The organism is Gimesia sp., from assembly GCF_048260065.1.
Lineage (GTDB): Bacteria > Planctomycetota > Planctomycetia > Planctomycetales > Planctomycetaceae > Gimesia.
Genome location: NZ_JBLXHC010000001.1, coordinates 579,423 through 593,063, shown reverse-complemented (window position 1 = coordinate 593,063; position 13,641 = coordinate 579,423). Strand labels below are relative to the sequence as shown.

The window sequence follows — 13,641 nt, the reverse complement described above, 5'->3', positions numbered from 1 at the left end:
TCATATTTCTGTTTGTTGATCTGAAATACTCGCTCCCGGTATGTCATTTTGTTAGCATGATAACAGACAATCAAAACCAGCAATTATGATATTCCTGCTTTTCCCTGCAACAGAGAGGTCCCACCGTGCGTTCATTGTTTCGACCTGTTTCTTTTCTGCTCACACTTCTGTTCTTCACTACATTGATTCAGGCTGAGGAAAAATCGGATCAGACCGATCCGGCTCTTGTTGCCCCGCCTGTCAACACAGACCCTGGCAAAGAATATGCAGACGACACCCGGATGTTCCAGGGAATCCCCGGTCTGTCCCGCTCTGCCAACGGGCGTCTGTGGGCGCTCTGGTACGCCGGCGGAACAGGTGAAGGCGAACTCAACTATGTTGTGCTCGTCACCAGTGGTGATGACGGCAAAACCTGGTCGGGCCCCAAACTGGTCATTGACCCTCCCGGCCCGGTCCGCGCTTATGACCCGGCAATCTGGCATGATCCCAGCGGACGGATGTGGGTCTTCTGGGCGCAATCCTTTCGCTGGTGGGATGGACGTAGTGGTGTCTGGGCCATCACGACGGACGATTCCGATCAGGAAAATCCGAAATGGACAGAACCCCGACGCCTGTGTAACGGCATCATGATGAATAAGCCAACGGTTCTCTCAAACGGAGACTGGCTGCTGCCTGTTGCGATCTGGAAACAACCCGCCAAAGAATCGATCGAACACCGTTTTGATCTGCCCGAGGAACGGGGCGGAAATATTTTCATTTCAAAAGATCAGGGAAAAACATTTCAACTGCTGGGACAAACGGATGTGCCCGAGCGGACATTCGACGAACATATGGTTGTGGAGCGGAAAGACAACAGTCTCTGGACCCTGGTCAGAACCCGCTACGGCATTGGAGAATCGTTTTCTACCGATGGCGGCAAAACATGGTCGGCGGGAAAAGCTTCTGACATTCCGCATGTGAATGCCCGGTTTTTCATTCGACGCCTGAAATCAGGCAATCTGCTGCTCGTGCGACATGACCCGGAAGACAAGCAGACCCGCCGTGAACTGACCGCATTCCTTTCCAAGGATGATGGGAAAACCTGGGAGGGAGGCTTGCTCCTGGACGAACGCTCGGGCGTCTCGTATCCGGATGGAGTTCAAAGTGATGATGGCACGATTTACATCATTTACGATTTCGCACGAACCCGAGACAAGAAAATCCTGATGGCGACTTTTACGGAAGAAGATGTACTGGCGGGTAAACCGGTTTCCGATAAAGCGCGTCTGCGTGTCCTCGTCAATCAGGCAACGGGAGCCAAAAAATAAGCCCCGTTTTCGAAAGAGAGTCTATTTAAAGTAGAGGACCTGAAGTATGCGGCATTTTCTGTGTTATCTTTCTATTGCATTCAGCCTGTTTCACATGACAGCAACGTTGAACGCGGCAGAACAGAAAAATGTACTGATCCTCTTCTCCGACAATCAGAACTGGAACGACTGTGGCTGTTACGGTAACCCGGTGATCAAAACTCCTCACATTGATCAACTGGCCCGTGAAGGAACCCGCTATCAGTATGCGTTTGCGACCACTGCTTCCTGTGGCCCTTCGCGTGGCGTCTTCTATACCGGCCTGCACGTGCACGCCAACGGTCAATATGGACATCCACACGGCGACCATAATTTTCGCCTGAAACCAAAAGTTGAAACCGTCTTCGCGCTGCTGGATCAAAATCAGTATCGCACGGGTATGATTGGTAAATACCATCTTTACCCCGAAGACACCACCATTGATTTCCAACCCAAAGTCAGCAGTTACCATGTGAAAGAAATGGCGGATCTGGCGACGGATTTCATCAGTCAGAAAACAGACAAACCTTTTTTCCTGGTGATGGGATATCACGATCCGCACCCCACTTCTCGGACTCAGCCCGAATGGGGAGTCAAGGTCCAGGAATCCGGGATGTCACTCATCAATTACGATCCCCAGCAGATCCCGGTCCCTTCCTATCTGCCTGACCGCCCAGAAGTTCGCGCAGGTTTAGCAGGCTATTACCAGCAGATCACCTACCTTGATGCAGGCATTGGTCGTGTATTAAAGGCGCTCGAAGCCTCAGGTCAGGCCGATAACACCCTGGTTATTTTCACCAGCGATCATGGATCTTCCGAACCAGGCGCGATGGCCAATCATTACGATCCCGGCGTGCGAATCCCCTTCATTGTCCGCGACCCGAAAAAACCGGAGTCAGAGCGGGGAGTGGTCTCCGATGCGATGGTCTCACTGCTGGATATTACACCGACTGTTCTGGACTGGACGAACACCAAAGGTCCAAAATACAAACTGCATGGGCGCAGTATCCTGCCCACGGTCGGAAAAGAACATACGCCCGGCTGGGATGAAGTCTGTCTGAGTCATGTGTTTCATGAAGTGACCATGTACTATCCCATGCGGACAGTGCGCACCCGCGATTATAAACTGATCTGGAATGGCGTTCAAAATATCCGTTACCGATCGACACCCTCTCACGGGCGACCTGGAACGAAACCCTGAGACTTCAGGAGCCGACATTGGGGCAACGCAGTGTGGAAAAATTCCTGTTCCGGGATGAAGTGGAATTATATGACCTCAAACAGGATCCTGATGAAGTCATCAACCTGGCCTGTCAGCCGGAATACCAGGAGCTGCGAAAGGAACTCTCCGAGAAACTTCTGAAACACTTAAAACAGACAGATGACCTGTGGCTCAAACAATATACTCTGCCGATCTCCTGTGCTGCAGAAACGGAGGAACAGGTGGCTGAGTACCAGCCTTTATTCAACGGTCGCGACTTAACCGGCTGGACACTGAAACGTGCGAACCGTAAAGGCTATCATGTTGAAGAGGGAAAACTGGTCTGCCCTTCCGATGGAGGCGGTTTTCTGTTTACGGAGAAAGAATACGGTGACTTCAGCCTGAAGTTTGATTTTAAACTGACTAAAGCTGCCAACAACGGGATTGCGATCCGCTGCCCGCTGGTCGATCAGAAGCCGGCTTATGAAGGTATGGAAATCCAGGTCCTCGATAACAAAGGCTATCCTAAAAAACTGAAACCGACCCAATATCACGGTTCGGTTTATGATATGATTCCAGCCAAGCGCGGCGCACTGAAACCGGTCGGCGAATGGAATCACGAAGAAATCATCTGTCGCGGATCTAAAATCACGGTCATCGTCAATGATATACCCGTACTGCAAACGGACTTGTCCGATATCAAAGATGAACAGGTCCTCGCCCGGCATCCGGGACTCAGGAATCAGCGTGGTCACATCGGACTGCTCGGACATGGCAGTCACGTGGAGTATAAAAACATTCGCATCAAAGAATTTTAAGCCTCGATAAAAATTCTCTCAGGGGGAAATCATGAGTGAGAAACCAGAAAGCCGTCGTTCCTTTCTTAAACAGTCAGCGGCAGCCACCATCGCCGCCAGTCAGTTGGCGTCCCCCGCTCCCTCGACAGCATTTCAGTCAAATGAACGCCTCCGTATCGGTATTATTGGACCGGGACGACGGGGATTCGGTTCACACGTCAAGACACTGGTTAAACTTCGCAATGAAAAAGGGGCGAACCTGGATATCACCGGTATCAATGATGTCTACTCGGTGCACCGCGATCAGGCCGTGAATTATATTAAAAAAGAAACAGGCCTGACTCCCAAAACCTACAAAGACTACCGCGACCTGCTGAATGATAAAGAGATCGACGCCGTCTGTATTGCAACTCCCGACCACTGGCACGCAAAACAGGTTCTGGATGCCCTGAAAGCCGGCAAACACGTCTATTGCGAAAAACCGATGACGCACCACATCTCGGAAGCGCTGGACGTCGTTGATGCCTGGAAAAAGTCAGGACTGGTCGTGCAGGTAGGCGTTCAGGCCACCAGCATGCCGATCTGGAATGAAGTCCGCGCCCTGGTTGACGAAGGTAAACTCGGAAAAATCGTGCAGTTTCAGGCGGAATGGTTTCGGAATTCGCTGGGTGGCATGTCGCGCCATAATGTGATCACCAAAGAAATGACACCCCAGACGGTTGACTGGAAACGCTGGCTGGGAGTCGGAGAAGGCCTGGCTCCCGATTTACCATTCGACCGGGCGACTTATGGACAATGGCGCTGCTATTGGCCTTTCGGTTATGGAATGCTTTCTGACCTGTTTGTCCATCGTGTGACATCTCTGCTCAAAGCCACCGGGCTAAGGTATCCAGGACGCGTTGTTGGTGGTGGCGGCATCTTTCTGGAGTATGATGACCGGGAAGTGACCGATGTAGCGTCCATCATTGCCGACTTCCATGAAGGAGTCCAGGGACTGATCAGCAGCACAATGGTTTCCAGCGAAGTCCCGATCAGACACCTGATCCGCGGGCATCACGGCACCGTTGTATTTGATAATAATGTGTTCGGACAGCGACAGGCATATGAATTTATCCCCGAACGAAAACAGGTCACGTTAGACAGTCAACTCAAACGGGAAGAAGTGGTCTCAGAACAGGTCCCCGACCAGACGCTGCTGCATTTTGAGAACTTCCTGGATGCCGTTAAAGCCGGTAATCCCGCTCTGGTTAACAATTCACCAGAACTGGGTGCCGCCGCTGTGATGATTGTCACACTGGCCGTAAGAAGTTACCGCGAAGGGAAAGTCTTCCAGGTCGAACGTGACTCTCTGAAAATCATCAACGGTGACTCCAGCTGGGCCGACATCTGGGAATCCATGTCGAAAGAACACAGCAAACCCCGACACGTCGCAGGCTGGCATGCAGGGGACCGGGGGAGCGTTCTTGTTCCCCCTAAATATCAGAAACTGGCTGGTCCCTGGATTGATGGCAAACCGCCTGAAAACACCTGATACCCCGTTTGCTTACTGTTCCAGAAACTCGTAGAGCTCCATCCAGCGCGTTTCCAGCTCTCCGATCTCTTCAACCAGAGGCTGCATTTCCTCATGGAGTTCCTGCGCCTGCTCCGGACTCGTTGCTTTGAGGAATTTCTGGTTGATCTCATTCCGCTGTTCATCGAGCTGGGCAATTTTCCGTTCGATGGCAGAGAGTTCTTTCCGTGCATTTTTGATTTTGCCGCCTAAACCTTTTTCGCGGGGGGCGGCATTTTTTTCTTCCTGTTTGGCAATCGACGCCTGATGCTGTTCACGGTGTCCGTCGGCGACTTCTTTTTTCACCCGGTAAAGATAGGCTTCGTAATCGCCTTCGTATGTTTTTACCGTTCCGTTTACCACCTCAATGACATCGGTGGCAACTTTTCCCATAAAGTGTCGATCGTGGCTGGTAAAAATCACAGTCCCCTGAAATTTCACCAGCGCATTTCCCAAGGCTTCCACTGTTTCGACATCAAGGTGGTTACCAGGTTCGTCCAGAATCAGAATGGAGTAGTTGCCCAGCAGGATTCCTGCCAGACACAAACGCGCCCGCTCTCCCCCACTCAAAACTTTAATGGCTTTATCAAGTGCCTGTTCCTTGAACAGGAAACTGCCGGCAACGGCCAGAATCTGCTGATTTGTCGTCCCGGGAGCCGATTCATATTCCAGATATTCGCGTATCGTCTGATCCGGAGGCAATGATGTATACACGTGCTGCGCATAGCAGGCGACATTACAGTGATAACCCCATTTCAGACTGCCGTCTAATGGTTGAAGCGATCCGGTAATGGTACGCAGGAAGGTTGTTTTCCCCTGACCGTTATCCCCCACGATCGCTGCCCGGGCACCATGCTCGATTTCCAGGGTAATGTTGTCTGCGACGCGGTTCTTGGGATAACCGATTGCCAGATCGTCACAACTCAAGGCGATTCCCTGGCGTCTTTCGGTCTGTGGAATGATGATGTTGACAGTTGCCTCTGCCCCTTCGATCTCGGTAAGAGTCAGGCGTGCGAGTTGCTTTTCTTTACTTCGTGCCTGAGAAGCGGTATTGGCACCTGCTTTATTTTTTGCAATGAACGTCTCCAGCTGACGTCGTTTTGCCATTACCGTGGCATTGGTTCGTTCATCGCGATCTTTGAGAATTTCCTGATTTTCCAGGTACTGATCCACATTCCCGTTGAACAGAGTCAGTTTTCCCCGTTTGAGCTCCAGCGTCTGATTACAGATGGCCTTGAGGAAAGTTCGATCGTGCGAGACCACCAGCACTGCACCGCGGTAATCTTTCAGAAAGTCTTCCAACAGCAGCTGCGTTCGCAGGTCCAGGAAGTTGGTCGGTTCGTCCAGCATGAGAAAATTCGGCTCATGCAGTAATAAAGCGGCCAGTTTGACACGCGTCTGCCAACCACCGGAAAGTTCTTTGACCGGACCATTCAGAAAACGGCCTTTCAATTCGAATTCACCGGCGACCGCACCGCAGCGCCAGTCGGGCTGACCACTGTCGCGCATCAGAAAATCCAGGGCGCTTTCGCCTGGCAGAAACGGGTCGTGCTGCCTGAGATAGCCAACCCGCAGATTGGGATGGCGAACAATTTGTCCACTATCGACCGATTCTTCTTCCAGCAGGATTCTTAACAAAGTGGATTTTCCGGCACCGTTCCGGCCAATGAAGCCGATTTTCTGCTCTTCAGCGAGTGCAATCGTCGCTTCTTTCAGAAGTTCCTGAGCACCATAACTCTTTGTCACATTTGATATTTCAATCAGGGTCGCCATCACTCTTCTCAATACTGGAACGGAAAACCTCAATGTTAAGCGTATACACGAGGACAGAGAAGATAACGGGAAGACGCAATCAATTCAATTGATCATGTGTGATGGCTTCCTGACTCATATCAACTCACACCATTTCCCAACGAAGCATCATGCCGGTTATGACAATTTTTCTGGTCGAGAATGGACGGGAAACCTCTATTTCCAGCCACCCGAACCCGGTTTCTGAACTATCGTTTTAAAAATGCATCAATACGAATTCTGAAATTATGGAAGGGTCAAATCCGGAAATGACCCGCATATCAGACTTCGAGAGTTTCAGCCTCATCGATTATTTATGGCGAACGAAGCGTGTTCTGATTCTGCAACTGTTCAACAGACTGTTATAGCACCTGTAACAGCCAGGGAGCAGACTGCGCGCTCAAGAAACGTTTCACCGAGACGACGCCAGCGAGTTCCTCTATCGATCATGGGTGGTTCTTCGGCTCCGGATAATGCTTATATCCTGTTTCTGCTGGTGAATATCACTCTGTTCCTGAGACCAGCCGAGCTGCTTCCCCCTCTGGCCAATCTGCCGATCTATGAAGTTTTGATCCTGTCATCATTTTTCTTATCTCTCGATCAGATCAAGCGAACTGTCAAACTGCCGATGTTAAAAAGGCAACCGATCACATTGTGTGTCATCGGAGTCCTGGTTGCTGTTGCCATGTCACACGCATCGCATATGTATCTCTATGGCCTCCGCACATCGACGGTCATGTTCCTGAAAACGTTGATGTACTACCTGTTGTTGATCAGCATCATTGACTCACCACAACGATTAAAAGGACTTCTGAAAACGATTGCCATTTCGTCGTCAGCCATGATCATGCTGTGTGTGATTGACTATGTGGGTATTTTCGATTTTGAATTCATTAAACACGTCAGTGACCGCGACGGGGTTTCAGATGCGGGAGAAGTAATTCGTGTGTTCCGTATGCGCGGCACAGGAATTTTCCAGGACCCTAATGACCTGTCCGTATTGATTGTTACAACCGGGGTCCTCTGCTGGTATTTTTTCAATGATCCCGCAGCCAGTCCTCTTCGATTTCTGTGGATTGTCAGCATGATCATTCTCGGAGTCGGCCTGATTTACACACGTTCCCGCGGAGGTCTGTTGACACTGGGAATTGCCGGGATGGTCTTTGTCTTACCCAAATACGGGAAAAAAGCAGCGATCGCCTGTGCCGCGGTGGGCCTGGCGGGAATTACCGTACTCGCCGGTCGCCAGGGAAATATCGACCTGAATTCCGGAACCGGACAAGACCGTATTGTACTGTGGAGAGAAGGTCTGACTGCTCTCAAATCTCCTGATCTGCTGTTTGGTATCGGCGAGGGGAAATATTCTGATCTGGCAGGCCTGGCTGCACACAACTCGTTCGTGCATGCCTTTACCGAGTTGGGACTGTTTGGGGGCACATTGTATATAGGCTGCTTCTTCTTTGCCGCACTGGGATTGTATCGCCTTGCCCAATTTCAAAGTAAGAGTTGCGGCAGACCGATATTCCGCAGTCGCGAACTGGAACGGCTTTTACCCTATGTTTCTGCGATCCTGGCTGCCTGGTGCGGCGGCATGATGTCACTGTCCCGCTGCTATGTTGTTCCGACATACATGGTGGTCGGAGTTTGCGCAGCATATCTGAATCTGGCGGGAGCCAGTCTGGCCAGACCGACTCCACTGGTCTACTGGAATAAACAACACGTGATCTATCTGGTCGGAGTGAGCATGGGAATGTTCATTGCGTTCTACATTTTTGTCCGTATTTTTGCCCATTAACATTTAATGCAGTGGTAACACACTGAAAGTAAAATGATGAATCAACGTCGATCAGTTAAAATGAATTTGTGTGCGACATGGCTCAACCATGGAGTGAGCCTGTTGATCGGCGTATTCCTGATGCCTTACGTCCTGCATATTCTCGGAGATGCACAGTACGGCAGCTGGATCTTCATTAATGCCATTGCCGGTTATTCTGGTCTCCTCTACCTGGGATTCGGGCAGACCATCAGTCGCTACGTTGCGCATTACCATGCCAAACAGGACTGGGATCGCCTGAACCATGTTTCCAATGTGATTTTTGTCATCTATCTGGGGATGGGCAGTCTGGCTTTATTAATCTCCGGAATCATCGCCGCTCTGGCCCCCCACCTAAGTGACTGGGGCACCATCTCCTTATTAGAAATCCGGATCGTCATACTGATTCTGGGGCTGAATGTCTTTGTCGGGATGGCAGGCAGTGTCTTTGGTGGAATTTTGATGGGCATCCAGCGGTTTGACATTGAGCGGGGCGTCAGCCTGGCCGGTGCCCTGCTGCGACTGGTACTGACATTGATGTTCCTGAAAGCGGAATGGGGACTGCTGACCATAGCGTTGATTTTCTTTGTCGTCACTGTCGTTGAGAATATCGGCTATTGCTATTTTGCATTTCGTCAGCTGAAAACCTTTCGCATTGGGCGCCAGTATCTGGACTGGAGCATCCTCAGGGAGTGTGGTTCATTCAGTGGCTTTGCATTTCTTGATGCCATTGCCTGGACACTGATTGAAGCGACCGACTCGATTCTGATCGGGATCTTTTTCAGTCCGGCCATGATTGTGCCTTACTATATCGCTCTACGACTCACACAATTTATCAACATGCCGATTGCACAAATCGGAAAAGTCTTTATGCCCCGGGCAGGAGAACTGCATGCCAATGACGATCACCGGGCTTTGCAGAAGCTGGTTCTGAACGGTGTCTCGCTCTCCTTTCTACTGGTCACTGGATTTTTTATCGGTGCCTGTTTCTTTGGAAACACTCTGATCAACACCTGGATTGGAAAGGGATACCCGGAAAGCCATGTCATTCTGATGATTTTACTGGGGGCCCGTATCATTGCCTTACCGGTCACCACATTCCGTTCGGTCCTGTATGGCATGGGGCATGTCAAAATTCCTTCTTTGATCTACGTCAGTGAAGCCGTTGCTAACCTGATTCTGTCACTGATCCTGATTCAGTCACTGGGGCTCGTTGGCGTCGCATTGGGAACGGCAATTCCCATTCTGATTGCTGAGCTGGGAATCACCCTGCCTTACGCGATGAAGAAACTGAATATCACAACCAGTCAACTGCTGCGAACGGCGATTGCTCCCACCCTGGCACCACTGCTGGTGCTGCTGGGTTATTCCTATTTCTTACCACACTTTTTTGAAATACGTAATTCCTGGACCATTCTGGTGGGGGTTGCCGCCGGAGGGGGTGTCTTTCTGCTGGGCACCTGGCTGATCATTGAAAAAGGGACACTGCTGTTACACCGCTCTGTTCCTGAATCGATTAAATCTTAGTTCTTTTGATATTAAAACACGATGAGCATTAACATGACCACTATCAATTGCCCTGATCAAGACATCAACCAGAATACTGAAACTCAAACATCCGGCTCAGACACGCTGACTTTGCACATACGTGACAAAGACCAGACTCAGGACTGCCTGCAAATCTGGCAGAATCTGGAAGCGCAGTTCGAAGCAGTTCCCCTGATGTGTTCTGCGGTCTGGACATCAACCTGGATTGAGCAGTATGGCGACTTACTGCCGTATTCGTTTGTGGTTGCATCGCGGAACAATACTCCCTGTGGCATCTGTCTGTTAACAGAAGGCGTAGAACAGTTTGACGGCCCGCTTCCCATCAAAACCCTGCACCTGGGAACGGCTGGTGAACCGGCGGCTGACAGTGTCTGCGTCGAATACAACTCTCTGTTGATTCAACCCGCTGATCAGTCCACCTTCATCAATGCACTGCTCGAACTGCTTTCCGATCATCCGAACTGGGATTCCCTGTCCTTTGATGGCTTCGCCAGTGACGAACTCGAAAGCTGGAATCTCTCACTGCCTGAAACTTCGGTCCGAAAAATTGAGAGTCGGTATTTCGATCTGAAGCTGATTCGTGAGGAAGAGCGGGAAGTGATTTCCGGCTTTGGCTACTCCACCCGGAAAAACCTGCGCAAGAACATGAAGACTTATGGAAATCTGACAACGGAATGGGCAGAAACCATCGAACAGGCAGAATCGATTTTTGCAGACCTGGTCGAGTTGCATCAGACTCGCTGGCAGAAAGAAGGCCAACCCGGTTCTTATGCCAGCGAACGATTTACTCAATTCCATAAGACATTAATCCAGAAACTGATTCCCACCGGCCAGATGGGGCTGTTTCGCGTCAAAATTGAAGACGAAGTCATTGGTTGTGTCCAGGTCCTGATCGACCGGAATCGTGTGCTCTGCTATCAGGGAGGTTCTGCTGAATATTGTGGCAAACTCAGCCCGGGTGTCATCACTGACTATCTATGTATTGAGGAATGTTTTCAGCGCGGCTTTGATGCCTACGACTTCCTGGCAGGCAACAGTCACCACAAACAGAAGATGAGTACGCACCACAGCTATCTGACCTGGGCGCAGATCCAGCGTCCCCGCTGGAAATTCACCGCCCTCAATGCATTAAGAAAAATCAAACAGACCATGAATCTGATTCGCAATAGCGACCAGGAATAATTCTACTGAATGGATCAATCGCAATGAGTACAATCGAAGCAATTAACGCAGTAGACACTGCGAATCAGAAGGATTCGGCTGCAGGAAAACGACTGCGCGTCTGCCACTTGAGCCTGACACTCTGCACGGGAGGTCTGGAACGACTGCTGGTCGATTTTGCCCGCTATCATAATCGTGATCAGTTCGAACTGGAATTTGTGGCGCTGGGTGAGACAGGTGCCCCGGCGGAAGAAATTCAACAGATTGGCTGTCCGGTCATCCAGTTCCCGCTGACGGCGCACGGAAAACTCGCAAAGATCAGGCAATTGTCGGATTTTCTGAATCAGCGAGACTACGACCTGCTGCATACACATAACGCCTACCCTCACTTTTATGGAAGTCTGGCCGCATATCGTTCCCGGATTCCAGTGACGATTCAAACACGACACGGTAGACGTTTTGGAGAGACGTTCAGCGAACGGATGCAGTTTGCCATTGCCAGCCGCTTTGCTGACCGCGTTGTCCCTGTATCAGATGACACCGGTCTGCGCTGTAAGAAAATCGGCTGGCTGGACGACACAAAAGTAACCCGCATCTGGAATGGGATCGATGTTGATCGGTTTGTCTTTACCGGTCCCGCTGAAAAACTGACCGCGATCACAGTATCGCGACTCTCACCGGAAAAAGACCTCGCGACCATGCTGCATGCAGTACAGCAGGTCGTACGAGAAATTCCGGAATTCCGACTCCTCATCGTGGGAGACGGCCCCGAACGAACCAGACTTGAGGAACTCACTACCGATTTAAACCTGAATGCACAGGTCGAATTTCTGGGCGAGCGAAGCGATGTTCCCCAGCTGCTCAGCCAGGCAGGATTCTATGTCTCTTCGTCGCTGACAGAGGGGATTTCGCTGACGCTGCTGGAGGCCATGTCGGTCGGCTTACCGATTGTTGCAACCAACGTGGGTGGAAATCCTGAAATTGTACAACAACCGGCCACCGGTTTACTGGTCCCCTCTGCAAATCCCGAATCCCTGGCATCAGCCATGATTCAAATGTGCCAGGATCAGTGTCAGTGGGCAGAAATAGGACAGCGGGCACGCAAGCGGGTCGAACAGCATTTCAACATCCGCACCATGATCAAAGACTATGAAAACCTGTATTTAGAACTCTTAAACTCATTATCTGAAAAATAACCCGCCATGAAGACAACAAACATAAATACCGGTATCGTGTATCAGAATTTACAGAAGCCTGTCCCTGTTCATTCTGACACACTGACGACTCAGTTTTATCCATTGAATTCAACGGAGCTTCATAATTTCTCCCAACTGTATCAGGATTGGATAGGGTTGTTTCACGCCGACCCCCACTCCAGGCTGGATCAACATCCAGATCATGTGATGCGCATCAATAGCCTGTTACAGGAAGAACATCAGCGGACCGGCTACCTGATGATTAGCTACCTGGCTGGCCGTCCTGTCGCAGTGGGAACGATCCTACCCAAAATTAAGAATTCAAAGGTCCTGCGTGCTATGGGGCCCGCGTTTAAACTAAAAGGATTCTACCTGTGTGGTCATCGTTTTCTGATGGCTGATTCCCATAGTCATGACGTTACATTTCTGAAATCCTTACTGAAATCAGTAATCAACTTCTGTCACAAATCAGAGGGACGATTTCTGCTTCTGGGTGATATATTATGCGATTCCCCGATAAATCAGGCATTGAAAACAATATCACCAGACTGGTTTAGCTATTCTTATACGGGGCAGCAACCTCGTAGTCTGATTTATTTTCCGGAAAACCCACAAGAGTACTGGAATCAGTTTCGCTCGAAATCAAGACGCAAACACCGCAAATTAATCAGAGACAATTCCCATCTGCGTCTGGTCAGGATCACACAACCCGACCAGGTTGAAGACTTCCTGTCGGCAGCGCATCAGATATCCCTGAATACCTGGCAATCTCAGTATCTTGGGCTTCGCGTTAAAAACAGTGAAAAGGAACTGGAAGAACTGATGTTCCTTGCGCTAAACGACTCCCTGCGTTCGTATCTGCTGATGGAGGACGACCAGCCAGTCGCATTCAAAATTGGGCATCAGTACAAAGGTATTTACCATGATCAGGAATTTGGATTTGACCTGAACTATGCGCGCATCTCGCCTGGTGAAACACTACTTCTGCTGATCCTGGAGGACCTGATCAGCTATGCCCCCCCAAAGATATTTGACTTTGGAACTGGTGATGCAGAGTACAAACAGCGATACGCCTCAGACACAGCTCATAGTCAATCAGTCATACTGTTTCCTCGCACACTACAAAACAAGAGCCTGACCTGGTACCTGAAATCGTCCTGGTGGCTGGAACAGTCATTACGAAACCTGTTGAAAACCTCGGGAGCCCACACAGCAGTTCGGCAGCTGGTGCGATATCGAAAACTAGGCAGCCGTTAGAAA

At 50.3% G+C, this 13,641-nt stretch carries 10 protein-coding genes; 9 read left to right on the top strand and 1 reads right to left on the bottom strand.

Annotation, left to right across the window (positions count from 1 at the left end; genetic code table 11):
- Window positions 1-125 precede the first annotated feature (125 nt).
- Genes ACN0YN_RS02090 through ACN0YN_RS02075 form a run of 4 tightly spaced genes read left to right on the top strand, consistent with a single transcriptional unit; the run spans window position 126 to window position 4,854 of the window.
- Entirely contained in the window at window positions 126-1,307 is a 1,182-nt protein-coding gene (locus ACN0YN_RS02090) for a sialidase family protein (RefSeq protein ID WP_417383320.1), read from the top strand.
- Window positions 1,308-1,353: 46 nt separating this feature from the next.
- A complete protein-coding gene (locus tag ACN0YN_RS02085) occupies window positions 1,354-2,526 on the top strand; it encodes a sulfatase (RefSeq protein ID WP_417383319.1) in 1,173 nt (390 codons plus the stop codon).
- A gap of 17 nt (window positions 2,527-2,543) precedes the next feature.
- Entirely contained in the window at window positions 2,544-3,344 is an 801-nt protein-coding gene (locus ACN0YN_RS02080) for a family 16 glycoside hydrolase (protein WP_417383318.1), read from the top strand.
- Between the two features lie 31 nt (window positions 3,345-3,375).
- Window positions 3,376-4,854, top strand: coding sequence for a Gfo/Idh/MocA family oxidoreductase (locus tag ACN0YN_RS02075; protein ID WP_417383317.1), 1,479 nt, complete (start codon window positions 3,376-3,378; stop codon window positions 4,852-4,854).
- A gap of 12 nt (window positions 4,855-4,866) precedes the next feature.
- On the opposite strand, the gene ACN0YN_RS02070 is transcribed toward ACN0YN_RS02075, so the two are convergent.
- Window positions 4,867-6,645, bottom strand: a complete 1,779-nt coding sequence (locus ACN0YN_RS02070) for an ABC-F family ATP-binding cassette domain-containing protein (RefSeq protein WP_417383316.1) — start codon at window positions 6,643-6,645, stop codon at window positions 4,867-4,869.
- Window positions 6,646-7,111: 466 nt separating this feature from the next.
- On the opposite strand from ACN0YN_RS02070, the gene ACN0YN_RS02065 reads away from it, so the two are divergent.
- The 5 genes from ACN0YN_RS02065 (at window position 7,112) to ACN0YN_RS02045 (ending at window position 13,638) form a co-directional block, all read left to right on the top strand.
- The gene (locus ACN0YN_RS02065) at window positions 7,112-8,458 is read left to right on the top strand and encodes an O-antigen ligase family protein (protein ID WP_417383315.1); all 1,347 of its coding nucleotides are present in this window, start codon (window positions 7,112-7,114) and stop codon (window positions 8,456-8,458) included.
- Window positions 8,459-8,491: 33 nt separating this feature from the next.
- On the top strand, window positions 8,492-10,003 hold the full coding sequence (locus tag ACN0YN_RS02060) for an oligosaccharide flippase family protein (RefSeq protein ID WP_417383314.1): 1,512 nt from the start codon (window positions 8,492-8,494) through the stop codon (window positions 10,001-10,003).
- Window positions 10,004-10,036: 33 nt separating this feature from the next.
- Complete coding sequence (locus ACN0YN_RS02055; protein ID WP_417383313.1) at window positions 10,037-11,206, top strand: GNAT family N-acetyltransferase; 1,170 nt, start codon at window positions 10,037-10,039, stop codon at window positions 11,204-11,206.
- Between the two features lie 23 nt (window positions 11,207-11,229).
- On the top strand, window positions 11,230-12,381 hold the full coding sequence (locus ACN0YN_RS02050) for a glycosyltransferase (RefSeq protein ID WP_417383312.1): 1,152 nt from the start codon (window positions 11,230-11,232) through the stop codon (window positions 12,379-12,381).
- Between the two features lie 156 nt (window positions 12,382-12,537).
- Entirely contained in the window at window positions 12,538-13,638 is a 1,101-nt protein-coding gene (locus ACN0YN_RS02045; protein ID WP_417383311.1) for a GNAT family N-acetyltransferase, read from the top strand.
- Window positions 13,639-13,641 lie beyond the last annotated feature (3 nt).

Bases quoted from the DNA above. Each gene is read 5' to 3' on its own strand.
- ACN0YN_RS02060 (WP_417383314.1), top strand. From the start codon at position 8,492: ATGATGAATCAACGTCGATCAGTTAAAATGAATTTGTGTGCGACATGG.
- ACN0YN_RS02070 (WP_417383316.1), bottom strand. From the start codon at position 6,645: ATGGCGACCCTGATTGAAATATCAAATGTGACAAAGAGTTATGGTGCT.
- ACN0YN_RS02075 (WP_417383317.1), top strand. From the start codon at position 3,376: ATGAGTGAGAAACCAGAAAGCCGTCGTTCCTTTCTTAAACAGTCAGCG.
- ACN0YN_RS02065 (WP_417383315.1), top strand. From the start codon at position 7,112: ATGGGTGGTTCTTCGGCTCCGGATAATGCTTATATCCTGTTTCTGCTG.
- ACN0YN_RS02050 (WP_417383312.1), top strand. From the start codon at position 11,230: ATGAGTACAATCGAAGCAATTAACGCAGTAGACACTGCGAATCAGAAG.
- ACN0YN_RS02085 (WP_417383319.1), top strand. From the start codon at position 1,354: ATGCGGCATTTTCTGTGTTATCTTTCTATTGCATTCAGCCTGTTTCAC.
- ACN0YN_RS02055 (WP_417383313.1), top strand. From the start codon at position 10,037: ATGACCACTATCAATTGCCCTGATCAAGACATCAACCAGAATACTGAA.